Source organism: Streptomyces sp. NPDC006487 (assembly GCF_042870555.1).
GTDB lineage: Bacteria > Actinomycetota > Actinomycetes > Streptomycetales > Streptomycetaceae > Streptomyces.
In genome coordinates, this window is record NZ_JBIAHN010000011.1 from 23,821 (window position 1) to 50,193 (window position 26,373).

The following is a 26,373-nucleotide window of genomic DNA, read 5'->3' on the forward strand; positions in this document are numbered from 1 at the left end:
GCGGCCGCCGGACGGCCTAGGCCCGGCCCCGGAACCGCCGCCGCTCCCCCGGCCCCCCGGGCTCCGCGTCGGCGAGCCGGACCACCGCCGTATCCCGCCCCGCCACCACCGGCTTCGCCGACCGCGCCGCCTTCGCCTTGTACTGCGCCGCATCCGCCAGCCGGAACAACCGCCGCGAGGACTTCACCGGCCCGATCGGGTCCCCCGTGGACGCGACCCCGCAGGCGACCCCCTCGCCCAGCTCCAGCTCGGCGGCCCGCAGGCACACCTCCTCGGTGACCCGTACCACCTCGTCCGCCGAAGGCCCCACGCTGACCAGGCAGAACTCGTCCCCGCCCAGCCGTGCGACCAGCGCGCCGGGCAGTATCGCCCCGCACAGGCTGAGCACGGAGCCGAACCGTTCCAGCAACCGGTCGCCCATCGCGTGGCCCAGGGTGTCGTTGACCTTCTTCAGGCCGTTCAAGTCACAGACGACCAGGCTCACCACGACGCCGGCCCCGCCCCTGCGGTGCTCCTCCAGCGCCTCGTCGAGCCGCATGTCCACGGCCCGCCGGTTGGCCAGCCCGGTCAGCGGGTCGGTGAAGGCGAGCCGCCGGGCCTCCTCCAGCCGGTCGCTCTGCGCCAGCCCGGCCGCGATCACCGCGGCGAGCACGGTCGCGAACTCCGCGTCGTCCTCGTCGAAGTCCGCCATGCCCTCGTCCCGGGCCACGTACAGCTCGCCCCAGGCCCGCCCGCTCAGCACGATCGGGGCGACGACGCAGGTACCGCGCCCGCGCCGCCGCAGCGCCTCGCCCCGGCGGCCCGGCCGGTCCCCGACCGCGCTGTCCACCCAGGCATGGGGACCGCCGCCGCCGACCCAGCGCTCGTGCAGGAACTCCGTGATCTCGGGGAAATCGTGCACGGGGTACGACTCGTCCTCAGGGAACTCCTCCTCCCCGTCCCTGCGCTCCCCCTCGTTCACGAGCACCCGCAGGCGCCCCCGCTCCCGCTCCCACGCGGAGATCGCGGCGAACGACCCGTCCATCGCCAGCCTCGCCCCGCGCGCGGCGGCCCGCACACTGTCCCGCGGCGCGCACGCGGCCGCCATGGCCTGCGCGAGGCCCACAACGGCTCGAAGCCGCCCGTCAACACCCATCACCCCAGGTTAGGGAGTTTTGTCCGATTTAGTGACAATTGGCGCGACATTCGGTGGCATCCAGATCACACGCGGTCACGATCGGGGGCCGGACGGACACGCTCCGACTCACCGCCTCCTCACACCCCGGGCCACTGCGGCTTGCGCTTCTCGTTGAACGCGGCCACACCCTCGGCCCGGTCACCCGAGAAGGCCACCGTCCGCCACGCCGCGTCCTCGATCTCCAGCCCGGCCGTCAGGTCCATGCCGTGCCCGAGCCGCAGCGCCCGCTTCGCGGCCCGCAGCCCGACCGGGGAGTTCGCCGCCATCGCCGCGGCCATCGCCAGGGCGGCCTCGCGGTCCGACCCCGCCGGCACCACCGAATCCACCAGCCCCAGGTCCAGCGCCTCCGCCGCCTCCACCCGCCGTGCGGTGAAGATCAGCTCCGCGGCCCGCGCCGCCCCCACCCGCCGGGGCAGCAGCTGCGTGCCGCCGCCGCCCGGGATGACTCCCACCGACACCTCGGGCAGCCCGACGACGGCCGTCTCGTCGGCCACGATGACATCGCAGGCGAGGGCCAGCTCGAAGCCGCCGCCCAGCGCGAACCCGTGCACCGCCGCGATCACCGGCATCGGGAGCTCCAGCACTCCCCCGTACGCGCCCCGCGTGGTCGGCCGCTGCCGCAGCAGCTCGGCGTCCGAGAAGGAGTTGCGCTCCTTGAGGTCCGCGCCCACGCAGAACGCCCTCTCGGCGGTCGAGGAGAGCACGACGACCCGTACCGACGCGTCCGCGGCCAGCTCCGCACACGCGGCGCCGATGCCCCGCGCCATCTCGGTCGACACGGCGTTCATCGCCTTGGGCCGGTCGAGCACCAGCTCGGCGACGCCGCCCTCATGCCTGCGCACCACCACGAATTCGGACACGGCGACCCTCCCGGTTAACGAACGTTATCCGGGGATCTTAGGGGTCCTGCGCGTCAGCGACCAGGGCTCCACGACGCCCAGGCCGCGCACCGGCCGCTGGAACATCGGCTGGAGTGCGAAGCGGTAGGAGCCGCCGCCCTCCTCGTTCTCCGCTTCCTTCTCCGAAACGGGTGCCGCGCCCGTGCGGCCCAGTTCCTGGGCCATCGCGCCGTCCACCAGGACCGCGTCCTTCGGCGCTATCGACGTCAGCCTCGAGGCCAGGTTCACCGTGGTCCCGAAGACGTCGCCCATCCGGGTGGTCACCGTCCCGAAGGCGATGCCCACGCGCAGCTCCGGCATCTGCGGATCGGCTTCCATCGTCTCGATCAGCCGCAGCGCGATCTCCGCCGCCGTCGCCGCGTCGTCGGCGCAGTACAGCACCTCGTCGCCCAGCGTCTTGATCAGCCGGCCGCCGTGCGCCGCCACCAGGTCCGCCGAAGTCGTCTCGAAGGACTCGACCAGCTCGCCGAGCTCCTCCTCCTCCAGCCGCCGCGTCAGGCGCGTGAAGCCCACCAGGTCGGCGAAGCCCACCGCGAGGCGCCGGTCGACCATCTCCTCGTCGTCCGCCACCTGGACGACCCGCCCGGTCGCGGCCGCGAGCTGGCGCCGCCACACGTAGACGAGGAACTCCTCCAGCTCCGGCAGCAACAGCTCGACCAGCGGGTACGTGACCTCCGTACGGGTCATCCCCGGCTCCGGCGGCTCCGTCAGGCCCTCCAGGAAGGAGTCGATCTGCCACTCCGCGAGCCGGGCCGTTGTCTGCCCGGTGGACCGCGCCACCTGGACCGCCATCGGCTCGCTCAGCAGCCCGGCCTCGACGAGGCCGGCGAGCCGGCGCAGCGCCAGTACGTCGGCCTCCGTCAGGGCCCTGGCCTGGCCGATGTCCGCGAAGCCCATCGCCCGCCAGAAGCGGGAGGCGAGCTCCATCGAGACCCCGGCGCTACGGGCCGCCTGGAAGGGGGTGTACCGGCGCTCCGCGCCCAGGATCAGCTGCTCCAGGCGGATGGCGAGCGGGTCGGCCGTCGGCTGCGCCGTGTGGTCGACCTCGTGGTGGGGAGTGTGCTGCTCGCGCCCGATCGGGGTGGCGTGGACTCCGGAACCGCCGGAGGAGCCCGAGCCTCCCGAGCCGCCCGCACCGCCCGTGGCCGCTCCGGGGGCGGGCGCGCTGGACCGAGGGTCGTCGACGGTCAAGGGCCGCCTCCTGTCCATTGCCGTGCGCACTGCCGAACCGGGTGATCACCGCGAGGACCGGGATCGCCTAAACCATACGGCAGGTGTGCCGTAGCTCACTCCCCTACTCCGTCACCCGGGGCGGGCCCCGCGCGGGCTACCGCACGGACCGCAGATGGACGACGTCCCCTGCCCCCACGGCCTCGTGCTTGTCCTCCGCCGTCCGTACGACGAGCCGTCCATCGGCGTCCACCGCTTCGGCCGTCCCGGTGAGGGTGCGCCCGCCGGGCAGCTCGGCCCGCACGTGCTTGCCGAGGGTCGCGCAGCCCGCCGCGTACGTCTCCTGCAGGCCGCTGGCCGCCGGATCGCCGCCGGCCGCGCGCCAGTCCCCGTACCACTGCTCCAGGGAGCGCAGTACGGCCCTGAGCAGCGGGTCCCGGTCGGTGACGGTGGCCTTGGCCAGGAACAGCGACCCGGCGGTGTCCACCGGCAGCTCGGCGTCGGTCAGCGTCACGTTGAGGCCGATCCCGACGACGACCCCGTCGCCCACGCGCTCGGCGAGGATCCCGCCGGTCTTGCGCTCCTCCCCGTCCACGGTGACCAGCAGGTCGTTGGGCCACTTGAGGGCGGTGTCCACGCCGGCGGCGCGCGAGAGCCCGGTGGCGACGGCCACCCCGGCCAGCAGCGTCAGCCAGCCCCACCGCTCCTGCGGCACCGAGGGCCCGGGCTTGAGGAGTACGGAGAAGAACAGCCCGGACCGCGCGGGCGCGACCCAGCTCCGGTCGAGCCTGCCCCGCCCGGCGGTCTGCTCCTCGGCGACGAGCACGGCCCCCTCGGGCAGCTTCGCGGCCCGCGCGGCGAGATCGCTGTTGGTGGACCCGGTGGAGCCCACCACCTCCAGCGAGCTCCACAGCCCGTCGCCGGTCACGAGGGCCCGCTGCAGCGCGGCAACGTTCAAGGGCGGCCGGTCCAGACTCGACCAACGGCCCGCGGAAGCTCCGTTCGAAGCCCCGCCTGATGCATCTGATGGCGTCATGCAAGCCAGATTAGGTGTGTCAAACGCCGCACCGCCGAGCGCCATGCCCGCCGATACGCTACGCACCAGTAGCTAGTAAGAACCAAGTAAGTCACCAGGCAGTTGACACCACGCAGGGAGCCGCGACCCCGATGTCACAACCGTCAGAGCCGATCGACATGCACACCACCGCGGGGAAGATCGCGGATCTGCAGCGCCGCGTCGAGGAAGCCACACACGCCGGGTCCGGGCGGGCGGTGGAAAAGCAGCACGCCAAGGGCAAGCTGACGGCGCGTGAGCGCGTGGCCCTGCTGCTGGACGAGGGGTCCTTCGTCGAGCTGGACGAGTTCGCCCGGCACCGGTCGACGAACTTCGGGCTGGAGAAGACCCGTCCGTACGGCGACGGCGTCGTCACCGGCTACGGCACCGTCGACGGGCGCCCCGTCGCCCTGTTCTCGCAGGACTTCACCGTCTTCGGCGGGGCCCTCGGCGAGGTCTACGGCCAGAAGATCATGAAGGTGATGGACTTCGCGCTGAAGACCGGCTGCCCGCTGATCGGCATCAACGACTCCGGCGGCGCCCGCATCCAGGAGGGCGTCAGCGCGCTCGGCATGTACGGCGAGATCTTCCGCCGCAACGTCCACGCCTCCGGGGTGATCCCGCAGATCAGCCTGGTCGTCGGCCCGTGCGCCGGCGGGGCCGTGTACTCCCCGGCCATCACCGACTTCACGGTCATGGTCGACCAGACCTCGCACATGTTCATCACCGGCCCGGACGTCATCAAGACCGTCACCGGCGAGGACGTCGGCTTCGAGGAGCTGGGCGGGGCGCGCACGCACAACAGCACGTCCGGCGTCGCGCACCACATGGCGGGTGACGAGAAGGACGCCATCGAGTACGTGAAGTCGCTGCTGTCCTACCTCCCGTCGAACAACCTCTCCGAGCCCCCGGCCTTCCCCGAGGAGGCCGACACCGAGGTCTCCGAGACCGACCGCGAGCTCGACGTGCTGATCCCGGACAGCGCGAACCAGCCGTACGACATGCACAAGGTGATCGAGCACGTGCTCGACGACGCGGAGTTCCTGGAGACCCAGTCGCTCTTCGCGCCGAACATCCTCACCGGCTTCGGCCGCGTCGAGGGGCACCCGGTCGGAGTCGTCGCCAACCAGCCGATGCAGTTCGCCGGCTGTCTGGACATCGACGCCTCCGAGAAGGCGGCCCGGTTCGTCCGGACCTGCGACGCCTTCAACATCCCGGTGCTGACCTTCGTCGACGTGCCGGGCTTCCTGCCGGGCACCGACCAGGAGTACAACGGAATCATCCGGCGCGGCGCCAAGCTGATCTACGCGTACGCCGAGGCGACCGTCCCCCTGATCACCGTCATCACCCGCAAGGCCTTCGGCGGCGCCTACGACGTGATGGGCTCCAAGCACCTGGGCGCCGACCTCAACCTCGCCTGGCCGACGGCGCAGATCGCCGTCATGGGCGCGCAGGGCGCGGTCAACATCCTGCACCGCCGCGCGATCGCCGAAGCGGAGGAGGCCGGCACCGCCGAGGAGACCCGGGCGCGGCTCATCACCGAGTACGAGGACGCGCTGCTGAACCCGTACACGGCCGCCGAGCGCGGCTACGTCGACGCGGTCACCATGCCGTCCGAGACCCGGGCGCACATCGTGAAGGGGCTGCGGCAGCTGCGCACCAAGCGGGAGTCCCTGCCCCCGAAGAAGCACGGCAACATCCCCCTCTAGGACGCTAGGAGGCAGTCCCGTGGTGATCAAGGTCGTCAAGGGGAACCCGACCCCGGAGGAGCTGGCCGCCGCACTGGCGGTGGTCCGAGCGCGCGCGGCGGCCCTCGCGTCGGAGCCGTCGGGCGCGGAGCGCGTGGCCGACGCGTGGTCGGCGCCGGGCCGGGTGGCCCGCCGCACCCTGCCGCACCCCGGACCGGGCGCGTGGGGCCGGACGTACTGGCCCGCGTAGCCGCCGGACGCGAGTGAAGATGGCGTGAACTCCCCGTGGCGCCTGAGTACCCGTACTCAGGCGCCACGGGCGTGCCCGGGGACAGGATCGGAGCATGCTCTGGTCAGACCCGAAGAACGAGCCGCCGAAGGACATGCGCGACGCCGCGGCGATGGTCCGGCGGATGACGGTGATCGTCGTCATCGCGATGGTCGTCGTGGTGTACGTGCTGGGCGTGGGCGGTTTCTAGCGCCGCAGCCCGCCCCCGGCCGGTCCGCGGGCCGCCCCCGGCCGGTCCGCAGAGCGCCCGAACCCGCCGGGGCGCGTGCCGGGCGCCCCTACGATGGCAGGCATGACTGCTGCCCCCCGCCACGCCCTCGTCCTCGCCTCCGCTTCGCCCGCCCGGCTGAACCTGCTGCGGCAGGCCGGGCTCGCCCCGCACGTGATCGTGAGCGGGTTCGACGAGGACGCCCTCACCGCCGACTCCCCCGCCGAGCTGGCGCTCGCGCTGGCCGAGGCGAAGGCCGCCGTCGTGGCGGCCCTGGACGAGGCCGCGGGCGCCCTGGTGATCGGCTGCGACTCGGTGCTGGAGCTGGACGGCGAGGCGCTGGGCAAGCCGGCGGACGCCGAGGAGGCCACGGCCCGCTGGAAGTCGATGCGCGGGCGCGCCGGGGTGCTGCGCACCGGGCACTGCGTGATCGACACGGCGAGCGGCCGCCGGGTTTCGGCCACGGCGTCGACGACGGTCCGCTTCGGCGAGCCGACGGACGCGGAGGTGGCGGCGTACGTGGCGAGCGGGGAACCCCTGCACGTGGCGGGGGCGTTCACCCTGGACGGGCTGTCGGCCCCCTTCATCGAGGGCATCGACGGGGATCACGGCAATGTGATCGGGATCTCCATGCCGCTGATGCGCTCGCTGCTGGGCGAACTGGGCGTGTCCATCACGGACTTGTGGGCTTGACGTCCCCGAGCTTGCCGAAGTCCCCGAAGTCCGCGAGCGGGTGGCCCGGCGGCGCGTCCCGGATCTCGGGCCGGTCGTCCGGGGCGCCCGGGCCGCCGGGGCCGTCCCAGGGGCCGGTGGAGCCCTCCGCGGGGCCGCCCGCGCCCTCGCCGGCCCCGCCCGCGCCCTTGGCCGCGTAGAGCGTCAGGCTCAGCACCAGCAGGCACAGGATCAGCATCATCACCGCGAAGGCGCCCCAGCCCACCAGGCCGACGACGAGGGCGCCGAGCAGTCCGTGGGTGACGGCGGCGCTGATCAGCAGCACGCGCGCGAAGGCGCCCAGGGCCTGGTCGCGGGCCGCGGCGACGAGCAGGAACAGCGCGCAGGCCAGCAGGAACACGGCCATGCCGGCGCCCAGCGCATAGGTTGCTTTGGACATGACGTCCGGATCGGCGCCCGCGATGGACATGGACTGGTTCTCGGTGGTCCGGCCCAGGACGAGGTGGACGAAGCCGAGTACCGCCGCCTCCACGACGAGCACGACCACCGTCACTCCGGCCACGGATCTCCGCAGCACCACTCCACCCACACCACTCACACCAGCCACGACGCCCCCACCCCGCATGCACAAGCCCGTTCGACGCCTGGAGGCTACTAACGGGTAAACCTTCGGACAAGGGGCCCGGGCCTCTTCGTTACGGTCGGTGTGCCGTACGGGGGCCGCCCCGGTGCCGACACCGCGCCCGTGCAAGGAATCCATGGGCCGTTCGTAGGGATTCGACAAAGAATCACCCCGGCCCGCTGACCCGGCGAACAGAGACCCCGGACACACGGCAGGGTTACTGTGCAGTCGGGGATCCCCCTGACATGGGGCGCCACAAGGGTTCTTTCGACTCGAGGTCGACTCGGATAACAGTCCGTGTGGGCAAGGTCACCACTGGGGAAGGGTCGAAAGGCCGTGTGGGCTGTCCCTAAACTCAGCTTGTTTCAAGGAGGGAGCCATCGTGCGCAAGGTGCTCATCGCCAACCGTGGCGAAATCGCAGTCCGCGTTGCTCGGGCCTGCCGGGATGCCGGGATCGCGAGCGTAGCCGTCTACGCCGACCCGGACCGGGACGCTCTGCACGTCCGCGCGGCCGACGAAGCGTTCGCGTTGGGCGGTGACACCCCGGCCGCGAGTTACTTGGACATGTCCAAGATCCTGCAGGCCGCAGCCGATTCCGGTGCGGACGCCATCCATCCCGGATACGGCTTCCTCTCCGAGAACGCCGAATTCGCGCAGGCCGTCATCGACGCGGGCCTGACCTGGATCGGCCCGCCGCCGCAGGCCATCCGCGACCTGGGCGACAAGGTCGCCGCCCGCCACATCGCGCTGCGCGCCGGCGCGCCGCTCGTGGCCGGCACGCCCGACCCGGTCTCCGGTTCGGACGAGGTCGTCGACTTCGCCAAGGAGCACGGCCTGCCGATCGCGATCAAGGCCGCCTTCGGCGGCGGCGGTCGCGGCCTGAAGGTCGCCCGGACCCTCGAAGAGGTCCCGGAGCTCTACGACTCCGCCGTCCGCGAGGCCGTCGCCGCCTTCGGCCGCGGCGAGTGCTTCGTCGAGCAGTACCTCGACAAGCCGCGGCACGTGGAGACCCAGTGTCTGGCCGACTCCCACGGCAACGTGGTCGTCGTCTCCACCCGTGACTGCTCGCTGCAGCGGCGCCACCAGAAGCTGGTCGAGGAGGCCCCGGCGCCGTTCCTGACCGAGGCCCAGAACGCCGAGCTGTACGCGGCGTCGAAGGCGATCCTGAAGGAAGCCGGTTACGTCGGCGCCGGCACGGTCGAGTTCCTCGTCTCCGCCGACGGCCTGATCTCCTTCCTGGAGGTCAACACCCGCCTGCAGGTCGAGCACCCGGTCACCGAAGAGGTCACCGGCATCGACCTGGTCCGCGAGATGTTCCGCATCGCCGACGGCGAGGAGCTCGGCTACGGGGACCCGGTCCTGCGCGGTCACTCCTTCGAGTTCCGCATCAACGGCGAGGACCCGGGCCGCGGCTTCCTGCCGGCTCCGGGCACCGTCACCAAGTTCGCCGCGCCGACCGGTCCGGGCGTCCGCCTCGACGCGGGCGTCGAGTCCGGCTCGGTCATCGGCCCCGCCTGGGACTCCCTCCTCGCCAAGCTCATCGTTACGGGTGCCACGCGCGAGCAGGCCCTGCAGCGGGCGGCGCGCGCGCTGGCCGAGTTCGAGGTGGAGGGCATGGCCACGGCCATTCCGTTCCACCGCGCGGTCGTCGTCGACCCCGCCTTCACGGCCGACCCGTTCACGATCCACACCCGCTGGATCGAGACCGAGTTCGTCAACGAGATCCCGGCGTTCGTGGTCCCCGCCGCGGACGACTCCGAGGACGAGCCGGGCCGCGAGACCGTGGTCGTCGAGGTCGGCGGCAAGCGCCTGGAGGTCTCCCTCCCGTCCTCGCTGGGCATGACCCTGGCCCGTACGGCCGCCGCGGGCGGTGCGAAGCCCAAGCGGCGCGCCGCCAAGAAGTCCGGCCCGGCCGCTTCCGGCGACACCCTGGCCTCGCCCATGCAGGGCACGATCGTGAAGGTCGCGGTCGAGGAGGGCCAGCAGGTCAACGAGGGCGACCTGATCGTGGTCCTCGAAGCCATGAAGATGGAACAGCCGCTGAACGCGCACCGCTCGGGCACGATCGTGGGCCTCGCGGCAGAGGTCGGCGCGTCGCTCACCTCGGGCGCGGCCATCTGCGAGATCAAGGACTGACGTCCCGCACGCAAACGCCGGAGGGGCTGGATTCACATCCAGCCCCTCCGGCGTTTGAGGCGGTCTTCCGGCCTACCGGCGCCGCATGTCCGCGACCCGCGCCCGCTCGCTCGCCTGCTGCTCGTGCAACGGCGGCCCCGCGCTACGGAGCTGCGCCGTCGGCCCGCCGCGCCGCTGGACCGGCAGCGGGGATTCCCGGCGCGGACGCCGCCCGGCCATCGATTCCCCACCGCCGGAGGCACTCGCGCCCCCGGCCACGGTGATCTGCACGCCCTGGTCCGCCAGTGCCTGCAGCTCCGTACCGGCCCGATCGTCGTGCGGCGGCGGCTCGTCCGTCACCAGACGGGTGATCACATCGGTGGGCACGGTCTGGAACATGGTGTCCGTCCCGAGCTTCGTGTGATCGGCCAGGACCACCACTTCCGCCGCGGCCTGCACCAGAGCCCGGTCCACGCTCGCGGAGAGCATGTTGGAGGTGGACAGCCCGCGCTCGGCGGTGAGACCACTGCCGGACAGGAAGGCCCGCGAGACCCGCAGCCCCTGGAGGGACTGCTCGGCACCGCTTCCGACCAGCGCGTAGTTGGAACCGCGCAGGGTTCCGCCCGTCATCACCACCTCCACCCGGTTCGCATGGGCCAGCGCCTGTGCGACGAGCAGCGAGTTGGTGACGACGGTGAGTCCGGGCACCCTGGCGAGCCGGCGGGCCAGCTCCTGGGTGGTGGTGCCCGCGCCGACGACCACGGCCTCGCCTTCTTCGACGAGTCCGGCCGCGACATCGGCGATGGCGGTCTTCTCCGCCGTCGCGAGATGGGACTTTTGCGGAAAGCCGGATTCTCGCGTGAAACCGCCCGGCAGTACCGCACCGCCGTGCCGGCGGTCGAGGAGTCCTTCTGCCTCCAGTGCCCGCACGTCCCGCCGTACGGTCACTTCGGAGGTCTGGACGACGCGGGCGAGCTCCCGGAGCGATACCGCTCCGTTGGCCCGCACCATTTCGAGGATCAATTGGCGACGTTCTGCAGCGAACACGAAACTGACAGTAACCCCAACGACCATCTGCTTTCAGCTCTTTGCGCCGGAATTCCGAAGTTGTCCGTACCGTGGGGCAACTAGTGGTATACGCCGTCGGCCCGCCGCGCACCTGCTCCGCGACGGGCCGACCACCTGCTCCAAAGCCCTTGTACACAAGGGCCGTTATCGGTATTTACGCCTCGCCGGAGGACTTCCGCGTGTGCAGCTGGCGGGCGACCTCGGCGATCGAACCGGACAGCGAGGGGTACACGGTGAACGCGTTTGCGATCTGCTCGACCGTCAGGTTGTTGTCGACGGCGATCGAGATCGGGTGGATGAGCTCGCTCGCACGCGGGGAGACGACCACGCCGCCCACGACGATCCCGGTGCCGGGACGGCAGAACAGCTTCACGAAGCCGTCCCGGATGCCCTGCATCTTGGCGCGCGGGTTGCGCAGCAGCGGGAGCTTCACGCAGCGGGCGTCGATCTTGCCGGAGTCCACGTCGGCCTGGGTGTAGCCGACGGTGGCGATCTCGGGGTCGGTGAACACGTTCGAGGAGACCGTCTTCAGGTTCAGCGGGGCCACCGCGTCGCCGAGGAAGTGGTACATCGCGATGCGCCCCTGCATGGCGGCCACCGAGGCCAGGGCGAAGATCCCGGTCACGTCTCCGGCGGCGTAGACACCGGGCGAGGAGGTGCGGGAGACCTTGTCGGTCCAGATGTGCCCGGACTCCTTGAGCTTGACCCCGGACTCCTCCAGGTTCATGTTGCTCGTGTTCGGGATCGCGCCGACCGCCATCAGGCAGTGCGTACCGCTGATGACCCGGCCGTCGGAGAGGGTGACCTCGACCCGGTCGCCCACCCGCTTGGCGGACTCGGCGCGGGAGCGGCCGATGACGTTCATGCCGCGGCGCCGGAAGACGTCCTCCAGTACGGCGGCGGCGTCCGGGTCCTCGCCGGGGAGCACGCGGTCGCGGGAGGACACGAGGGTCACCCGGGAGCCGAGGGCCTGGTACGCGCCGGCGAACTCGGCGCCGGTCACGCCGGAGCCGACCACGATGAGCTCCTCGGGGAGCTCTTCGAGGTCGTAGACCTGGGTCCAGTTCAGGATCCGCTCGCCGTCGGGCATCGCGTCGGGGATCTCGCGGGGGTGCCCGCCGGTCGCGATGAGCACGGCGTCGGCGGTGAGGATCGTCTCGGATCCGTCGGCGGCGGTGACGATGACGTCCCGCGTGCCGTCGATGCCCTGCGGGCCGCCGAGCTTGGCGCGGCCCCGTACGACCCGGGCGCCGGCCCGGGTGACGGACGCGGTGATGTCGTGGGACTGGGCGAGCGCCAGGCGCTTGACGCGCCGGTTCACCTTGCCGAGGTCCACGCCGACGACGCGCGCGGCCTGCTCGATGTGCGGGGTGTCGTCCGCGACGACGATGCCGAGCTCCTCGTACGACGAGTCGAAGGTCGTCATGACCTCGGCGGTCGCGATGAGAGTCTTGGAGGGCACGCAGTCGGTGAGCACCGACGCGCCGCCCAGACCGTCGCAGTCCACGACGGTCACCTCCGCGCCGAGCTGGGCCCCCACGAGGGCCGCCTCATACCCGCCGGGTCCGCCGCCGATGATCACGATCCGGGTCACGAAAACTCCGCCTCACGTCTACCCGGCCGGCTGCCGCCCCGGCCGGGGCTTCCGGGGGGTGTCCCCGGGGGATGCATTCCGTACGTCATTGTCCCGCACGCATCAAGGTGCTTCACGCCCGGTCCCACCATCCGGGACGCGGGGCCCGTACGCGGCCGGGAGCGCAGCGGGGGCCGCCCCTCCCGTACCCTCGACCACATGTCGCTCTACGCCGCGTACGCCGGCAACCTCGACCCGCGGCTGATGACGCGCCGCGCTCCGCATTCGCCGCTGCGCGGCACGGGCTGGATCAACGACTGGCGGCTGACTTTCGGCGGCGAGCAGATGGGCTGGGAGGGCGCACTGGCGACGATCGTCGAGGCGCCGCGCCACCAGGTCTTCGTCGCGCTGTACGACGTGGCCCCGCTCGACGAGGACTCCATGGACCGGTGGGAGGGCGTCGGGCTCGACATCTACCGCCGCATGCGGGTGCGCGTGCACACGCTGGACGGCGAGGAAGCGGCCTGGGTGTACGTCCTCAACGGCTACGAGGGCGGCCTGCCCTCGGCCCGCTACCTGGGCGAACTCGCCGACGCGGCCGAATCCGCGGGCGCTCCGCACGACTACGTGATGGAACTGCGCAAGCGCCCCTGCTGATCCGGGGCCGCAGGACCCCGGCGCACCCGGCGCACCGCGCGCACCCCGCCCGGGACAATTGGTCGGAAACGACAAAGCAACGATCCGAATACCGTGAGCGGTGCCATCTACGCGCGTAGGCCGAGAGCGGCTACGCTCTTCCGCGTGAACGCATCTGTTACCGACCCCTTCGCCGCCGCCGACGCCGCCGCCGCCCGCCTGCGCGAGCTGACCGGCGCCGAGACCCACGATGTCGCCCTCGTGATGGGCTCCGGCTGGGCCCCCGCCGCGGAGGCGCTGGGCGCGCCCGAGGCCGAGTTCCCGGTCACCGAGCTGCCCGGCTTCCCGCCCCCCGCCGTCGAGGGCCACGGCGGCAAGATCCGCTCGTACAAGATCGGCGAGAAGCGCGCCCTGCTCTTCCTCGGCCGGACCCACTACTACGAGGGCCGCGGCGTCGCCGCCGTCGCCCACGGCGTGCGCACGGCCGTCGCCGCCGGCTGCAAGACCGTCGTCCTGACCAACGGCTGCGGTGGCCTGCGCGAGGGCATGAAGCCCGGCCAGCCGGTCCTGATCAGCGACCACCTCAACCTCACGGCCACCTCGCCGATCGTCGGCGCGAACTTCGTGGACCTGACCGACCTGTACTCGCCGCGCCTGCGCGCGATGTGCAAGGAGATCGACGAGACCCTCGAAGAGGGCGTCTACGTGCAGTTCCCCGGCCCGCACTACGAGACCCCGGCCGAGATCAACATGATCCGCGTCATGGGCGCCGACCTGGTCGGCATGTCCACCGTGCTGGAGGCCATCGCCGCCCGTGAGGCCGGCGCCGAGGTGCTCGGCATCTCCCTGGTCACCAACCTGGCGGCGGGCCTCTCCGGCGAGCCGCTGAACCACGAAGAGGTGCTCCAGGCCGGCCGCGACTCGGCCGCGCGCATGGGCAAGCTGCTCACCCAGGTCCTCGCCCGGATCTGAACGACGAACCGGACGACCGGGTGGCACGACGACCGGACGACCGGACGACCGAGAGGTAAGGCGGAAGTAGTGCAGGACGTGCAGGACGATCTGATCGCGCGGGCCCGGGCCTGGATGGCCGAGGACCCGGACCCGGAGACGGCCGACGAGCTCGCGAAGCTCATCGAGGCCGGTGACACGACCGAGCTCGCGGACCGCTTCTCCGGCATGCTGCAGTTCGGCACCGCCGGACTGCGCGGCGAGCTGGGCGCGGGCCCGATGCGGATGAACCGCAACGTGGTGATCCGGGCCGCGGCAGGCCTCGCGGCCTACCTCAAGGCCCAGGGCCACGACGGCGGCCTGGTCGTCGTCGGCTACGACGCCCGCTACAAGTCGGCCGACTTCGCCCGCGACACCGCCGCGGTGATGACCGGTGCCGGACTGCGCGCCGCCGTCCTGCCCCGGCCGCTGCCGACGCCCGTCCTCGCGTACGCCATAAGGCACCTGGGCGCCGTCGCCGGCGTCGAGGTGACCGCGAGCCACAACCCGCCCCGGGACAACGGCTACAAGGTCTACCTCGGCGACGGCTCGCAGATCGTCTCCCCGGCCGACGCCGAGATCGCCGCGCAGATCGACGCGATCGCCGCGCTGGCCGACGTACCGCGCGCCGAGGACGGCTGGCAGGACCTCGGCGACGAGGTCCTGGAGGCCTACCTGGCACGTACGGACGCCGTCCTGACCCCCGGGTCCCCGCGCGGCGTGCGGACCGTCTACACGGCCATGCACGGCGTGGGCAAGGACGTGGTCCTGGCCGCCTTCGCCCGTGCCGGCTTCCCGGCCCCGGTCCTCGTGGCCGAGCAGGCCGAGCCGGACCCGGCCTTCCCGACGGTGGCCTTCCCCAACCCGGAGGAGCCGGGCGCGATGGACCTGTCCTTCGCGACGGCCGCACGGGTGAACCCCGACATCGTGATCGCCAACGACCCGGACGCGGACCGCTGCGCGGTGGCCGTCCCGGACGCGTCCTCGGCCTCCGGCTGGCGGATGCTGCGCGGCGACGAGGTCGGCGCGCTGCTCGCCGCCCACCTGGTGCACAAGGGGGCGCGGGGCGTCTTCGCCGAGTCGATCGTCTCCTCCTCCCTCCTCGGACGGATCGCGGAGGCCGCGGGCGTGGGCTACGAGGAGACCCTCACGGGCTTCAAGTGGATCTCCCGCGTCGAGGGCCTGCGCTACGGGTACGAGGAGGCGCTCGGCTACTGCGTGGACCCCGAGGGCGTCCGCGACAAGGACGGCGTCACGGCCGCCCTGCTCGTCGCGGAGCTGGCCTCGGAGCTCAAGGAGCAGGGCCGCACCCTGACCGACCTCCTGGACGACCTGGCGATGGAGCACGGTCTGCACGCCACCGACCAGCTGTCGGTCCGCGTGGAGGACCTGTCGGTCATCGCCTCGGCGATGGCGGCGCTGCGCGCGGAGCCCCCGGTCTCGCTGGCGGGCCTGCGGGTCACCTCGGCGGAGGACCTGAACGAGGGCACCGCGACGCTCCCGCCCACGGACGGGCTGCGCTACTACCTGGAGGGCGACTACAAGGCCCGGGTGATCGTCCGCCCGTCCGGCACGGAGCCCAAGCTGAAGTGCTACCTGGAGGTCGTGGTTCCGGTGGCGGAGGCCTCCGACCTGCTCCCGGCCCGCGCCCGCGGCCAGGAAGTCCTCGACGCGATCAAGAAGGACCTCGCGGCGGCGGCCGGCATTTAGCCACCCCTTCTCGACGCGCCGCTCTCCGTCCGGCGACCCGCCGGGCAGCACGAAGGCCCCCCGAGCTCCTGCTCGGGGGGCCTTCGTCGTGACCGGGTCAGGAAGCCGAGGGCGAGGGCGCGGGCGTGGCCGTCGGCCGGACCACGTCGCCCAGCGTCGGGACCGCCTCCGGGCGGGAGCGGACGGCGTCCGTGCACTCCCAGGCCCTCGGCGGATCCGCGTCGGGGCCGCCCAGGACCACCGGGCCCGGCTTCGCCGACACCGCGTCGCTCTCCGCGAGCGTGCACACCAGCTGCGACAGCGCCACCGGAGGCAGGTCCTCGGGCTTGCGGCTCAGCCGCACCGTGCCCTCCGGATCGCCCGGCCGCGGCGCCGAAGCCGTCAGCAGGGCCGGTACCTCGGTCGTGAAACCGGCCTCCCGCTCCTCCGCCGACAGCTCGCGCTGGAGCACCTCCAGCAGTGCCTGGGTGACGAGCACCGCCAGGTCCCGCGCCGGCCGCTTCTCCGGCACCGGCACCACCCGCTGGACGCCCACCAGCTGCGCCCCGCACACCAGTTCCACCGTGGTCCGGACGCCCTGCATCCCGCCCGTTCCGGCCGCCGCCCCCGCCGGGGTCTTGCACGAGACCCGCGAGGGCGCCGGGCCCACGTCCACCGGCACGGTGGTCGCGCGGATCCCGCACCCCGACAGGAGTCCCAGGGACAGCAGGCCCAGGACCGCCACCGCGGCCGTCGCGCCGCGCCGCGCGGTCCCGGGCTCCGCCGTCCTACGCCTCGTCGTCGTCACCGGCGATCACCTTCCCCACGTCCACCGGCAGCCGCAGCGTGAACAGCGCACCGCCCTCCGCCCCGTTCTCCGCGGTGATGTCGCCGCCGTGGATGTGCGCGTTCTCCATCGCGATGGACAGGCCGAGACCGCTTCCGTCCGACTTCGGGCGCGACGCGCTCGCCTTGTAGAACCGGTCGAAGACGTGCGGCAGTACGGCCTCGGGGATGCCGGGCCCGTTGTCCCGTACGGCCATGACCAGCCAGTCCCCCTCCACCCGGATGGAGACCCGTACCGGCGATCCGCCGTGCTTGAGCGCGTTGCCGATCAGGTTGGCCAGGATCACGTCGAGCCGCCGCGGGTCCAGCCGCGCCACGATCCCGCGCTCCGCGTCGAGTTCGACCGCGTCGAGCCACGCCCGCGTGTCGATGCACGCCGTCACCTGGTCGGCGACGTCCACGTCGTCGAGCACCAGCCGCGCCGTCCCCGCGTCGAAGCGGGTGACCTCCATGAGGTTCTCCACGAGGTCGTTCAGCCGCCTGGTCTCGCTCACGACCAGACCCACCGCCGGTGCGATCATCGGATCGAGGTCGTCGACCTCGTCCTCCAGCACCTCGGCGACCGCCGTCAGCGCCGTCAGCGGCGTGCGCAGTTCGTGGGACATGTCCGCGACGAACCGCCGGCTGGACTCCTCCCGCGCGCTCATGTCGGCGACCTTCTTCTCCAACGCCTCCGCCGTCTTGTTGAAGGTGTGGGCCAGGTCGGCGAGTTCGTCCGTCCCGGACACCTCCAGCCGGTGGTCCAGCTCCCCCTCGCCGAGCCGGCGCGCCGCGTCGCCGAGCCGCTGCACGGGCCGCAGCACCGTACGGGCCGCGGCCTGCGCGAGCAGCGCGGACCCGAGCAGCGCGAGTCCGGTGGCGATGGTCAGCGACCAGGCCAGGGCGTTGAGGTCGTCGCGCTCCTGGGCGAGGGACTTGTACATGTAGCCGGTCGGGCCGCCGCCCACGATCCGGGTGCCGCCGACCAGGTAAGGGTTCCCATTCGGCTTCGTCCGCTGCCAGTACACGTGGTACTCGGCGTCGTTGGCCGAAGTGGTCTTCTGCCGGTCGTCGACGGCGTGCTGGAGGGACTTCGGCACGTCGGCCAGCGAGAAGGCGTCGGGACCGGCGGTGCCGGCCACCTTGCGGCCGTCCTTCTCGTCCACCAGCAGCACGCTGTAGCCGGGGCTGCTGCCCGCCATCATCTCGGCGGTGTGCTGCAGCTCGTCCTGCGTCGGGTCGGCGGGCAGCGCCGCTGCGCGGTCCTGCATCTCCTGCCGGAAGTCGCCGAGGGCGGCGTCCTGGGTCCGGGTCAGGACGGCCTCGCGGTTGAGCCAGTACGCGATCCCGGAGGCGGAGACGGCGGCCGTCAGCGCGACCAGTGCGAACACGACGAGGAGCCGCAGCCGCAGGCTGGTCCAGCGCCGGCCCGCGAACAGGGCTCTGATCACTGCGGGGAGTCCAGTCGGTAGCCGACGCCCCGCACGGTACGGATCAGGGTGGGCGAGGAGGGCACTTCCTCCACCTTGGCGCGCAGCCGCTGCACGCAGGCGTCGACGAGGCGCGAGTCACCGAGGTAGTCGTGCTCCCACACCAGCCGCAGCAGCTGCTGGCGGGAGAGCGCCTGGCCGGGCCGGCGGCTGAGCTCCAGGAGCAGCCGCAGCTCGGTCGGGGTGAGCTGGAGGTCCTCGCCGTTCTTGGTCACCGTCATGGCGTTGCGGTCGATGACCAGCGACCCGAAGACGGCGGAGTCGGTGGCCTCGCGCTCGCCGCGGCGCAGCACGGCCCGGATGCGGGCGTCGAGCACCCGCCCCTGGACGGGCTTGACGACGTAGTCGTCGGCTCCCGACTCCAGGCCGACGACCACGTCGATGTCGTCGTTGCGCGCGGTGAGCAGGATGATCGGCAGCTGGTCGGTGCGGCGGATGCGCCGGCACACCTCGAAGCCGTCGATGCCGGGCAGCATGACGTCGAGCACGATCAGGTCGGGCCGCTGCTCGCGCAGCAGTTTGAGGCCGTCCTCGCCCGTCGCCGCGGTGGCCACACGGTGGCCCTGGCGTGACAGGGAGAGTTCGAGGGCCGTGCGGATGGCGTCGTCGTCCTCGATGAGCAACAGGAAAGGCACGGCCTCATTCTGTCCCATCGCCCCTCGGGACTTCGACCGCCCTGCGCTTCCAATCCCGGCACGACTCCTGCGGGGTCCCTGTGACAGGCCTGTGACAGTCGAAGGACACCCCGGTTATGTCGGGCGGGCAGTCTTCTTGGCAACGGACCAGACAGACTCCACGACGGGGGGCGCGAGATGAACACGCTGCACAGCACCAGCACCGGCGCGGTTGTCACGCGGCTGCACGATGTGAACCGCCGCACGGCAATCCGTACGGCGACGGCCCCTTCCCGGCGGCCGGCGCACGTGGTGGCCATCGACGCGAAGACCTACGAGCGCCCCTCCGTCCCCGCCCAGCGCACGGCGGGCTCCCCGGACGTCCCGGACTCCTCCAACGAAGCCGAGTTCACGGCGTACGTCCAGGAGCGGCGGGCCGCCCTCTACGCGACGGCCTTCCACCTGACCGGCGACCGCTACGAGGCCGAGGACCTGCTGCAGACCGCGCTGTTCTCCACGTACCGCGCCTGGGACCGCATCAGCGACAAGGCCGCCGTCGGCGGGTACCTGCGCCGCACGATGACGAACCTGCACATCAGCGCCTGGCGCCGGCGCAAGCTCAACGAGTACCCGACGGAAGAGCTGCCGGAGACGGCCTCGGACACGGACGCCATGGGCGGTACGGAGCTGCGTGCCGTGCTGTGGCAGGCGCTCACCCGCATCCCGGAGCCGCAGCGCACGATGCTGGTGCTCCGGTACTACGAGGGCCGCACCGACCCGGAGATCGCGGAGATCCTGGGCATCAGCGTCGGCACGGTGAAGTCGAGCATCTGGCGTTCGCTGCGCCGCATGCGCGAGGACGAGGCGCTGAGCTTCGGCCGCGACGAGTCGGAGTCCTTCGAGGACCTGGTCGCGTAACGGCGGCCACACGGAACCATCGGGCCAGGGGGCCCGTCCCACGGGGGTGGGACGGGGGCCACGGGGGAAAAAGGCGGGATCATGCGGCCGGGGGTCCGCAGGGTCCCGCCTTTTCACGTCCCGTTTTCGCGTCCCGGCTACGCCGGAGCCGCGGCCCGGTGCCGTCCGGCCGCTGCTGCGGCGAGCCGGCCGAGCGCCTCGTCACGGCCACAGGCGTGCGCGCCCAGCGCGGTGTGCCGGGCCACGATGCCCCGCTCGGCCCGCATCAGCCGCCAGCCCCGCCGCAGGAGCATCGGCACCGACTTGCGGCCCTCGCGCAGGTCCCGGGCCAGCCGGCGCCGGAAGGTGGTGCTGGGCCGCCCGCGCAAGCAGATGGCGTCCGCCAGCAGCCCCAGCTCCTGACACCGGCCCACGACGTCCGCCGCGAAGATCCCCTCCGCTATGAACAGCGGGGTCCGGGAGATGTCCAGCGCCTCCGTACCGGTCCGCGAGGAGGTGGCGATGTCGTAGACGGGGACCTCGGTCCGCCCGGCCGCGCACAGCGCGGCGATCGCGGCCACGGCCGCCTCCGCGTCCCAGGACCGCGGGGAGTCCCAGTCGATGTCGGCACTGCCCTCGACGAGCGGGAGGGTGGGGTCGTCGCCGTCCTTGTAGAAGTCGTCCAGGCGCAGCACGGGCAGGCCCGAACGGGCCGCCAGCGAGGACTTGCCGGAGCCCGAGGGTCCGGTCAGCAGGACGACACGCGTCGGCAAAGGAGAGGAGCAGCTCACGGAACAACAGTTTGACTCCTCCCCCTCCCAAAGACAAAAGAGGGGGATTCCCGGCTCACGCGGCCTGGCGGCCCGACGGGCCGGCAGGTTTTCCGCGATCAGCACCGGCCGGGTCGGGACCTGCCCGGACGAGCATCACGTGCTTCATGGTGATCCCCGAGGGATCTCCTCGAACGAGTGATGGCACCCCGGTCGAGATACCGGTGAGCCACCCCGTCTCGCTACGCTGCGTGCGCGCACGACCACGTCAGCACACGAGCCCACAGGCGGGAATCCATGGCACGTCACGCAGCTCCCAAAGCACCCCACACCAAGGCGCTGCGCACCGCAGGCCTGACCCTCTCGATGGCCGGCGCGGCCCTCGCGATGGCCGCCGGCGGCGCCCAGGCGGGCGAGCTCGATGTTCCGGCGGCCCTCGCGGGGGTCTCCGACCCGATCTCGAACCTCAAGGTGAATCCGCTGGCCCACACCGGCGTGGACCCCCTCGACAACGGCGTCGCCACCAAGGTCGCGGATTTCCCCTCGGTCGGCACCGGCATGGTCACGGGCATCCTGACCCGGGGGCCGTCGGTCGGCGAGCTGCCCACCGCCGCGGCGTCGTCCCTCCTGGGCCCCCTGACGGGCGGCAAGTAGCCCCTGCGGGCATGAAGAGGCCCCGGCAGCGCGGGGGACACTGCCGGGGCCCGTCTTCGGGGGAGGGACCTCTTAGTACGAGGATCCGCCCGCGCCCAGCGACCCGGTCGGGTGCCAGACGGTCTTGGTCTCCAGGAACGCCGTCATGCGCGCCGTGCCCGGGTCCGCGCTCCAGTCGTCCACAGGCTGTGGACGCAGGACGCGCTTGAGGTTGTCCGCGGCCGCGATCTCCAGCTCCTTGGCCAGCGCCTCGTCGGCGCCCGCCAGGTCGATCGCGTTGACGTCCTGGTGGGACGCCAGGTGCGGGCCCATCTCGGCGGCCTTGCCGGACAGGATGTTGATCACGCCGCCGGGTAGGTCGGAGGTGGCCAGGACCTCACCGAGGGAGAGCGCCGGGAGCGGCGCCTTCTCGGAGGCGATGACGACGACCGTGTTGCCGGTGGCGATCACCGGGGCGATCACGGAGACCAGGCCGAGGAAGGACGAGGCCTGCGGGGCGACGACCGTGACGACACCGGTCGGCTCCGGGGTGGAGAGGTTGAAGTACGGGCCCGCGACCGGGTTGGCCCCGCCGACGATCTGGCCGATCTTGTCGGTCCAGCCCGCGTACCAGACCCAGCGGTCGATGGCCGCGTCGACGGCGGAAGCGGCCTTGGACTTCGACAGTCCTTCCGCCTCGGCCACCTCGCGGACGAACTGGTCGCGGCGGCCCTCCAGCATCTCGGCGATGCGGTAGAGGATCTGGCCGCGGTTGTACGCGGTCGCGCCCGACCAGCCGCCGAAGGCCTTGCGGGCGGCGACGACCGCGTCACGGGCGTCCTTGCGGGAGGACAGCGGGGCGTTGGCCAGCCACTTGCCCTTCGAGTCACTCACCTCGTACACCCGGCCGCTCTCGGAGCGGGGGAACTTGCCCCCGACGTACAGCTTGTAGGTCTTGAAGACGCTCAGACGCGTCGAAGAAGACGAAGAAGACTCAGACATCGAGGTAGCCCTCCAGGCCGTGGCGGCCGCCTTCGCGCCCGAAGCCCGACTCCTTGTAGCCGCCGAAGGGCGAGGCCGGGTCGAACTTGTTGAACGTATTGGCCCACACCACACCCGCGCGGAGCTTGTTGGCGACCGCGAGGATGCGGCTGCCCTTCTCCGTCCAGATGCCGGCGGACAGGCCGTACTGGCTGTTGTTGGCCTTGGCGACGGCCTCGTCGGGCGTACGGAAGGTCAGCACCGACAGCACCGGGCCGAAGATCTCGTCACGGGCGACGGTGTGCGACTGCGAGACGTTCGTGAACAGCGTCGGGGCGAACCAGTAGCCGGCGTTCGGCAGTTCGCACGGCGCCGACCAGCGCTCGGCGCCCTCCGCCTCGCCGGTGTCCGCGAGGGCGGTGATCCGGGCGAGCTGCTCGGCGGAGTTGATCGCGCCGATGTCGGTGTTCTTGTCGAGCGGGTCGCCCAGGCGCAGCGTGGTCAGCCGGCGCTTGAGCGAGTCGATCAGCTCGTCGTGGATCGACTCCTGGACCAGGAGGCGCGAGCCCGCGCAGCAGACCTGGCCCTGGTTGAAGAAGATGCCGCTGACGATGCCCTCGACGGCCTGGTCGATGGGGGCGTCGTCGAAGACGATGTTGGCGCCCTTGCCGCCCAGCTCCAGGGTGAGCTTCTTGGAGGTACCGGCGACCTGGCGCGCGATGGCCTTGCCGACGGCGGTGGAGCCGGTGAAGGCGACCTTGTTCACGTCCGGGTGCTCGACGAGGGCCGCGCCCGCGTCCCCGTACCCGGGAAGGATGTTGACGACGCCCTTGGGCAGGCCGGCCTGGCGGCAGATGTCCGCGAAGAACAGCGCCGAGAGCGGGGTCGTCTGGGCCGGCTTGAGCACGACCGTGTTGCCCGTGGCGAGCGCCGGGGCGATCTTCCAGGCGAGCATCATCAGCGGGAAGTTCCACGGGATGACCTGGCCGGCCACGCCGAGGGGGCGCGGATTGGCGCCGTAGCCCGCGTGGTCGAGCTTGTCGGCCCAGCCCGCGTAGTAGAAGAAGTGCGCGGCGACGAGCGGGAGGTCCGCGTCGCGGGTCTCCCGGATCGGCTTGCCGTTGTCGAGGGTCTCCAGGACGGCCAGCTCGCGGCTGCGCTCCTGGATGATCCGGGCGATGCGGAAGAGGTACTTGGCGCGCTCGGAGCCGGGCAGCGCGGACCACTTCTCGAAGGCCTTGCGGGCGGCCTTCACCGCGCGGTCCACGTCGGCGGCGCCGGCCTGCGCGATCTCGGAGAGGACCTCTTCGGAGGCCGGGGAGACGGTCTTGAAGACCTTGCCGTCCGCCGCGTCGGTGAACTCGCCGTCGATGAACAGCCCGTAGGAGGGTGCGATGTCGACGACGGAGCGGGACTCGGGGGCGGGTGCGTACTCGAAAGCGGATGTCTGCGTCTTCATGGTCTCAGTCCACCGTCACGTAGTCGGGACCGGAGTAACGGCCGGTGCTCAGCTTCTGGCGCTGCATCAACAGGTCGTTGAGCAGGCTGGAGGCTCCGAAGCGGAACCAGTGGTTGGACAGCCAGTCCTCGCCCACGGTCTCGTTGACCAGGACCAGGAACTTGATCGCGTCCTTGGTGGTCCGGATGCCGCCGGCCGGCTTCACGCCGATCTGGATTCCAGTCTGCGCCTTGAAGTCGCGGACGGCTTCGAGCATGAGGAGTGTGTTCGCGGGCGTCGCGTTGACCCCGACCTTGCCGGTGGACGTCTTGATGAAGTCGGCCCCGGCCATCATGCCGATCCAGGAGGCGCGGCGGATGTTGTCGTACGTGGACAGCTCGCCGGTCTCGAAGATCACCTTGAGCCGGGCCGCGCTGCCGTCGGGGCGGACACAGGCCGCCTTGACGGAGCGGATCAGCTCGTAGGTGTCGAGGTAACGGCCGGCGAGGAAGGCGCCACGGTCGATGACCATGTCGATCTCGTCGGCGCCGGCGGCCACGGCGTCGGCCGTGTCGGCGAGCTTGACGGGCAGGGCCGCGCGGCCGGCCGGGAAGGCGGTGGCGACGGAGGCGACCTTGACGTCGGCACCGTTCAGGGCGGCCTTGGCGGTGGCCACCATGTCGGGGTACACGCAGACGGCGGCCGTCATGGGCGTGGTGCGGTCGGTCGGATCGGGGTTGGCTGCCTTGGCGGAGAGCGCCCGGACCTTGCCCGGGGTATCCGCGCCTTCCAGCGTCGTCAGGTCGATCATCGAGATGGCCAGGTCGATGGCGTACGCCTTGGCCGTCGTCTTGATCGAACGGGTGCCGAGGGAGGCCGCGCGGGCCTCCAGGCCGACAGCGTCGACGCCGGGCAGCCCGTGCAGGAAGCGGCGCAGCGCACTGTCGGACGTCGTCACGTCAGCGAATGCGGTGAGGGTGGTGGGCATGGTCACCACATGAGCATATCTACGCGCGTAGCGGCCTGTCACCCCCTCCCCCCGATTCATTCGGAATCGGACACCCCGTTTGCTGTTACGCGGCCATGACACGAAGAAGATCGTTCACACGCACGAGATCCGTAAATTCTTTCTCAGCAGCCCGCCACACCTGACCCGGTGAACCCGCCGAACAGACTCAACGCGGCATGCGACTCTCTTCCACTTTTCCTCACCCACGCTTCTGGAGTCGTTATGCGTACCGCCCTCCGCACCTCGATCGTCACCGCCGCGGTCGCCGGCGCGATGCTCGCACCCGTCGCAGGCACCGCGTTCGCCGCACCTGTTCCGCACACCGTGGCAGGGACGACGGCAGCGGCCGGGTCCGTCGTGAAGGTGGACATCGGCGACAACCTGATGGCGCACATGAGCAACTCCGCGGCCCAGGGCCCGCGCGTCACCATCCACATCGTGGTGGACGGCGTGACCCAGCCCAAGGCGATGACGACCCTCGACCGCTCCCACACGGTCTTCTCGCGCCAGGGCACGACCTTCACCCTCACCAAGGCCCAGACGGCCGAGCCGGTCCTCACCGTGGTCGTGGTGACGGCCGAGGGCGGCACCACCAAGTCCTACCCGCTGCCGAAGGGCACGGCCACCTCGCCCGCGTCCTGCGTCTCCGAGGTCAAGACGGTGCGGCTCGGCGAGTACCGGGCCGCAGAGCTGACGATGTCCCCCAAGGGCCCGAAGGCCGTGGTGAACAACCTGGAAGGGGCGCCCTTCACGGTGACCCTGGACCGCACCCACCCCAAGAGCCCGAAGACGGACTCCGTGCGCATCGACAACCCGAGCGGCGCCAAGCCCGTCTTCCGGTGGAAGTACCAGGTCGAGGAGACCTCGTTCAAGAGCGCCTCCTTCCCCGCGCTCCCCAAGGGCTGCAAGCTCGACTACCAGACCACCGAGGAGCAGGGCTCGCAGCCCGCGCCGAAGCCGAAGCCGAAGCCGGGCGCGCAGACCAGCGTCGTCCCCAAGGGCCCGGTGGCCGCGGGTGCCGAGCTGCCGGTCGAGAGCATCGCCGACACCGACAACACCACCACGCTGGCGGCCGGCGCCGGTCTGGTCACGGTCTTCGGTGCGCTCGGCGCGAGCGTGTTCCTGCGCCGCCGCCGCGCCCAGGGCTGACGCGCAACCCGTTCAGATCTCGACTCGCCTCCGGCGGGCCACCCTCGGGTGGCCCGCCTCGGCCCGTTCCGCCGGAGCCTCCCATGACCCGCCGTACCGCCCGGCCGCTGATCGCCGCCGTCCTCCTCGCCGCCGCGCTGACCGGCTGCGGCGGCGCCACGCCCGGCGCCGCGCCCGTGGCCCCGGCCACGGCCTCCGCACCGCCCGCCGTCGCCCCCACGTCCGCTCCGGCCGCCACGGCCCCGGCCGCTCCGAAGCCCGCCTCCGCACCCGTACGCGTGCGGATCCCCGCGGCCGGGGTCGACGCTTCGCCGCTGCTGTCGCTCGGCCTGGCCGCCGACGGCACCGTCGAGGTGCCCTCCGTGGCCGACGGGGACAAGATCGGCTGGTACGACAAGGGCGTCACCCCCGGGGAGACCGGGCCCGCCGTGCTGATCGGCCACTTCGACACCGCCCGCGGCCCCGCCGTGCTCAGGGATGTCTCCAAGGTCCGCATCGGCGACGAGGTGACCGTCTCCCGCGAGGACGGCAGCACCGCCGTGTTCCGCGTCCGCGAGCTGGAGCAGGTCGACAAGAAGCACTTCCCCACCGACAAGGTCTACGGGAACACCGCCCGCCCCGAGCTGCGCGTGATCACCTGCGGCGGTGAAATCACCGACGGTCACCGTCCCGACAACATCATCCTGTACGCCGATCTCGTGGGCTGAGACGGCTTG

General features: G+C 71.8%; 26 protein-coding genes. 12 read left to right on the plus strand and 14 right to left on the minus strand.

The window, feature by feature from the left end; translation table 11 throughout:
• Nucleotides 1-16: 16 nt before the first annotated feature.
• The 4 genes from ACFYM0_RS19965 to ACFYM0_RS19980 form a co-directional block, all read right to left on the minus strand.
• Nucleotides 17-1,135: a diguanylate cyclase domain-containing protein gene (locus ACFYM0_RS19965; RefSeq protein WP_388503081.1), complete on the minus strand. Its 1,119-nt coding sequence runs from the start codon at nt 1,133-1,135 to the stop codon at nt 17-19.
• A 119-nt stretch (nt 1,136-1,254) separates the two neighbouring features.
• A complete protein-coding gene (locus tag ACFYM0_RS19970; RefSeq protein ID WP_388503083.1) occupies nt 1,255-2,037 on the minus strand; it encodes an enoyl-CoA hydratase/isomerase family protein in 783 nt (260 codons plus the stop codon).
• Nucleotides 2,038-2,061: 24 nt separating this feature from the next.
• Nucleotides 2,062-3,153, minus strand: a complete 1,092-nt coding sequence (locus ACFYM0_RS19975; RefSeq protein ID WP_388503601.1) for an adenylate/guanylate cyclase domain-containing protein — start codon at nt 3,151-3,153, stop codon at nt 2,062-2,064.
• Between the two features lie 250 nt (nt 3,154-3,403).
• Nucleotides 3,404-4,282, minus strand: coding sequence for a biotin--[acetyl-CoA-carboxylase] ligase (locus tag ACFYM0_RS19980; RefSeq protein WP_388503086.1), 879 nt, complete (start codon nt 4,280-4,282; stop codon nt 3,404-3,406).
• A 131-nt stretch (nt 4,283-4,413) separates the two neighbouring features.
• Between ACFYM0_RS19980 and ACFYM0_RS19985 the strand changes: the two genes are divergently transcribed.
• The 4 genes from ACFYM0_RS19985 (at nt 4,414) to ACFYM0_RS20000 (ending at nt 7,178) form a co-directional block, all read left to right on the plus strand.
• Complete coding sequence (locus tag ACFYM0_RS19985; protein ID WP_327254618.1) at nt 4,414-6,009, plus strand: acyl-CoA carboxylase subunit beta; 1,596 nt, start codon at nt 4,414-4,416, stop codon at nt 6,007-6,009.
• 19 nt (nt 6,010-6,028) lie between these two features.
• The gene (locus ACFYM0_RS19990; RefSeq protein WP_327254617.1) at nt 6,029-6,238 is read left to right on the plus strand and encodes an acyl-CoA carboxylase subunit epsilon; all 210 of its coding nucleotides are present in this window, start codon (nt 6,029-6,031) and stop codon (nt 6,236-6,238) included.
• Nucleotides 6,239-6,332: 94 nt separating this feature from the next.
• Nucleotides 6,333-6,467, plus strand: a complete 135-nt coding sequence (mmpB, locus tag ACFYM0_RS19995) for a morphogenic membrane protein MmpB (RefSeq protein WP_279346700.1) — start codon at nt 6,333-6,335, stop codon at nt 6,465-6,467.
• 102 nt (nt 6,468-6,569) lie between these two features.
• Nucleotides 6,570-7,178 carry a Maf family protein gene (locus ACFYM0_RS20000; protein ID WP_388503091.1) on the plus strand — a complete coding sequence of 203 codons (609 nt, stop codon included), beginning with the start codon at nt 6,570-6,572 and terminating at the stop codon, nt 7,176-7,178.
• On the opposite strand, the gene ACFYM0_RS20005 is transcribed toward ACFYM0_RS20000, so the two are convergent.
• On the minus strand, nt 7,159-7,719 hold the full coding sequence (locus ACFYM0_RS20005; RefSeq protein WP_388503093.1) for a hypothetical protein: 561 nt from the start codon (nt 7,717-7,719) through the stop codon (nt 7,159-7,161). The genes ACFYM0_RS20000 and ACFYM0_RS20005 overlap by 20 nt on opposite strands.
• Nucleotides 7,720-8,161: 442 nt before the next feature.
• Here ACFYM0_RS20005 and ACFYM0_RS20010 point away from each other — a divergent pair, with 442 nt between their 5' ends.
• Nucleotides 8,162-9,916, plus strand: a complete 1,755-nt coding sequence (locus tag ACFYM0_RS20010) for a biotin carboxylase N-terminal domain-containing protein (protein ID WP_327254614.1) — start codon at nt 8,162-8,164, stop codon at nt 9,914-9,916.
• Between the two features lie 72 nt (nt 9,917-9,988).
• On the opposite strand, the gene ACFYM0_RS20015 is transcribed toward ACFYM0_RS20010, so the two are convergent.
• On the minus strand, nt 9,989-10,942 hold the full coding sequence (locus ACFYM0_RS20015; RefSeq protein WP_388503095.1) for a DeoR/GlpR family DNA-binding transcription regulator: 954 nt from the start codon (nt 10,940-10,942) through the stop codon (nt 9,989-9,991).
• A 175-nt stretch (nt 10,943-11,117) separates the two neighbouring features.
• On the minus strand, nt 11,118-12,557 hold the full coding sequence (locus ACFYM0_RS20020) for an NAD(P)H-quinone dehydrogenase (RefSeq protein WP_327254612.1): 1,440 nt from the start codon (nt 12,555-12,557) through the stop codon (nt 11,118-11,120).
• A gap of 198 nt (nt 12,558-12,755) precedes the next feature.
• On the opposite strand from ACFYM0_RS20020, the gene ACFYM0_RS20025 reads away from it, so the two are divergent.
• The 3 genes from ACFYM0_RS20025 (at nt 12,756) to ACFYM0_RS20035 (ending at nt 15,872) form a co-directional block, all read left to right on the plus strand.
• Nucleotides 12,756-13,193, plus strand: coding sequence for a gamma-glutamylcyclotransferase (locus ACFYM0_RS20025; RefSeq protein ID WP_112449900.1), 438 nt, complete (start codon nt 12,756-12,758; stop codon nt 13,191-13,193).
• A 144-nt stretch (nt 13,194-13,337) separates the two neighbouring features.
• Nucleotides 13,338-14,144, plus strand: a complete 807-nt coding sequence (locus ACFYM0_RS20030; protein ID WP_388503098.1) for a purine-nucleoside phosphorylase — start codon at nt 13,338-13,340, stop codon at nt 14,142-14,144.
• Between the two features lie 78 nt (nt 14,145-14,222).
• A complete protein-coding gene (locus ACFYM0_RS20035) occupies nt 14,223-15,872 on the plus strand; it encodes a phospho-sugar mutase (protein WP_388503604.1) in 1,650 nt (549 codons plus the stop codon).
• A gap of 97 nt (nt 15,873-15,969) precedes the next feature.
• On the opposite strand, the gene ACFYM0_RS20040 is transcribed toward ACFYM0_RS20035, so the two are convergent.
• From ACFYM0_RS20040 to afsQ1, 3 genes are read right to left on the minus strand one after another with little or no spacing between them, the layout of a single operon-like run.
• Complete coding sequence (locus tag ACFYM0_RS20040) at nt 15,970-16,659, minus strand: hypothetical protein (protein WP_388503100.1); 690 nt, start codon at nt 16,657-16,659, stop codon at nt 15,970-15,972.
• Nucleotides 16,640-18,127, minus strand: a complete 1,488-nt coding sequence (locus ACFYM0_RS20045; RefSeq protein ID WP_388503102.1) for an ATP-binding protein — start codon at nt 18,125-18,127, stop codon at nt 16,640-16,642. The genes ACFYM0_RS20040 and ACFYM0_RS20045 overlap by 20 nt, the downstream gene beginning before the upstream one ends.
• Nucleotides 18,124-18,801, minus strand: a complete 678-nt coding sequence (gene afsQ1, locus ACFYM0_RS20050; protein ID WP_243333801.1) for a two-component system response regulator AfsQ1 — start codon at nt 18,799-18,801, stop codon at nt 18,124-18,126. Before afsQ1 ends, ACFYM0_RS20045 begins: the two co-directional genes overlap by 4 nt.
• 177 nt (nt 18,802-18,978) lie before the next feature.
• Between afsQ1 and ACFYM0_RS20055 the strand changes: the two genes are divergently transcribed.
• On the plus strand, nt 18,979-19,698 hold the full coding sequence (locus ACFYM0_RS20055) for a SigE family RNA polymerase sigma factor (RefSeq protein ID WP_327254608.1): 720 nt from the start codon (nt 18,979-18,981) through the stop codon (nt 19,696-19,698).
• Between the two features lie 137 nt (nt 19,699-19,835).
• Here ACFYM0_RS20055 and ACFYM0_RS20060 read toward each other — a convergent pair whose 3' ends face one another.
• Nucleotides 19,836-20,468 carry a uridine kinase gene (locus tag ACFYM0_RS20060; RefSeq protein ID WP_388503105.1) on the minus strand — a complete coding sequence of 211 codons (633 nt, stop codon included), beginning with the start codon at nt 20,466-20,468 and terminating at the stop codon, nt 19,836-19,838.
• Nucleotides 20,469-20,744: 276 nt separating this feature from the next.
• Here ACFYM0_RS20060 and ACFYM0_RS20065 point away from each other — a divergent pair, with 276 nt between their 5' ends.
• Nucleotides 20,745-21,101 carry a hypothetical protein gene (locus ACFYM0_RS20065; RefSeq protein WP_388503108.1) on the plus strand — a complete coding sequence of 119 codons (357 nt, stop codon included), beginning with the start codon at nt 20,745-20,747 and terminating at the stop codon, nt 21,099-21,101.
• Nucleotides 21,102-21,173: 72 nt separating this feature from the next.
• Here the strand turns inward: ACFYM0_RS20065 and ACFYM0_RS20070 are convergent, their stop codons facing one another.
• The 3 genes from ACFYM0_RS20070 to deoC are packed head-to-tail and all read right to left on the minus strand — an operon-like array spanning nt 21,174 to nt 24,487.
• Nucleotides 21,174-22,082: an aldehyde dehydrogenase family protein gene (locus tag ACFYM0_RS20070; protein WP_388503110.1), complete on the minus strand. Its 909-nt coding sequence runs from the start codon at nt 22,080-22,082 to the stop codon at nt 21,174-21,176.
• The gene (locus tag ACFYM0_RS20075) at nt 22,075-23,520 is read right to left on the minus strand and encodes an aldehyde dehydrogenase family protein (RefSeq protein ID WP_388503113.1); all 1,446 of its coding nucleotides are present in this window, start codon (nt 23,518-23,520) and stop codon (nt 22,075-22,077) included. Before ACFYM0_RS20075 ends, ACFYM0_RS20070 begins: the two co-directional genes overlap by 8 nt.
• Nucleotides 23,521-23,524: 4 nt before the next feature.
• The gene (gene deoC, locus ACFYM0_RS20080; RefSeq protein WP_327309291.1) at nt 23,525-24,487 is read right to left on the minus strand and encodes a deoxyribose-phosphate aldolase; all 963 of its coding nucleotides are present in this window, start codon (nt 24,485-24,487) and stop codon (nt 23,525-23,527) included.
• Between the two features lie 243 nt (nt 24,488-24,730).
• Between deoC and ACFYM0_RS20085 the strand changes: the two genes are divergently transcribed.
• Nucleotides 24,731-25,657 (plus strand): hypothetical protein, encoded by a 927-nt coding sequence (locus ACFYM0_RS20085; protein ID WP_388503116.1) that lies wholly within the window; start codon nt 24,731-24,733, stop codon nt 25,655-25,657.
• A gap of 83 nt (nt 25,658-25,740) precedes the next feature.
• Nucleotides 25,741-26,364: a class F sortase gene (locus tag ACFYM0_RS20090; protein WP_388503118.1), complete on the plus strand. Its 624-nt coding sequence runs from the start codon at nt 25,741-25,743 to the stop codon at nt 26,362-26,364.
• The last annotated feature ends 9 nt before the right edge of the window (nt 26,365-26,373 follow it).

Bases quoted from the DNA above. Each gene is read 5' to 3' on its own strand.
- ACFYM0_RS19965 (WP_388503081.1), bottom strand. From the start codon at position 1,135: ATGGGTGTTGACGGGCGGCTTCGAGCCGTTGTGGGCCTCGCGCAGGCC.
- ACFYM0_RS19980 (WP_388503086.1), bottom strand. From the start codon at position 4,282: ATGACGCCATCAGATGCATCAGGCGGGGCTTCGAACGGAGCTTCCGCG.
- ACFYM0_RS19985 (WP_327254618.1), top strand. From the start codon at position 4,414: ATGTCACAACCGTCAGAGCCGATCGACATGCACACCACCGCGGGGAAG.
- mmpB (WP_279346700.1), top strand. From the start codon at position 6,333: ATGCTCTGGTCAGACCCGAAGAACGAGCCGCCGAAGGACATGCGCGAC.
- ACFYM0_RS20000 (WP_388503091.1), top strand. From the start codon at position 6,570: ATGACTGCTGCCCCCCGCCACGCCCTCGTCCTCGCCTCCGCTTCGCCC.
- ACFYM0_RS20025 (WP_112449900.1), top strand. From the start codon at position 12,756: ATGTCGCTCTACGCCGCGTACGCCGGCAACCTCGACCCGCGGCTGATG.
- ACFYM0_RS20055 (WP_327254608.1), top strand. From the start codon at position 18,979: ATGAACACGCTGCACAGCACCAGCACCGGCGCGGTTGTCACGCGGCTG.
- ACFYM0_RS20065 (WP_388503108.1), top strand. From the start codon at position 20,745: ATGGCACGTCACGCAGCTCCCAAAGCACCCCACACCAAGGCGCTGCGC.
- ACFYM0_RS20070 (WP_388503110.1), bottom strand. From the start codon at position 22,082: ATGTCTGAGTCTTCTTCGTCTTCTTCGACGCGTCTGAGCGTCTTCAAG.
- ACFYM0_RS20075 (WP_388503113.1), bottom strand. From the start codon at position 23,520: ATGAAGACGCAGACATCCGCTTTCGAGTACGCACCCGCCCCCGAGTCC.
- deoC (WP_327309291.1), bottom strand. From the start codon at position 24,487: ATGCCCACCACCCTCACCGCATTCGCTGACGTGACGACGTCCGACAGT.
- ACFYM0_RS20085 (WP_388503116.1), top strand. From the start codon at position 24,731: ATGCGTACCGCCCTCCGCACCTCGATCGTCACCGCCGCGGTCGCCGGC.
- ACFYM0_RS20090 (WP_388503118.1), top strand. From the start codon at position 25,741: ATGACCCGCCGTACCGCCCGGCCGCTGATCGCCGCCGTCCTCCTCGCC.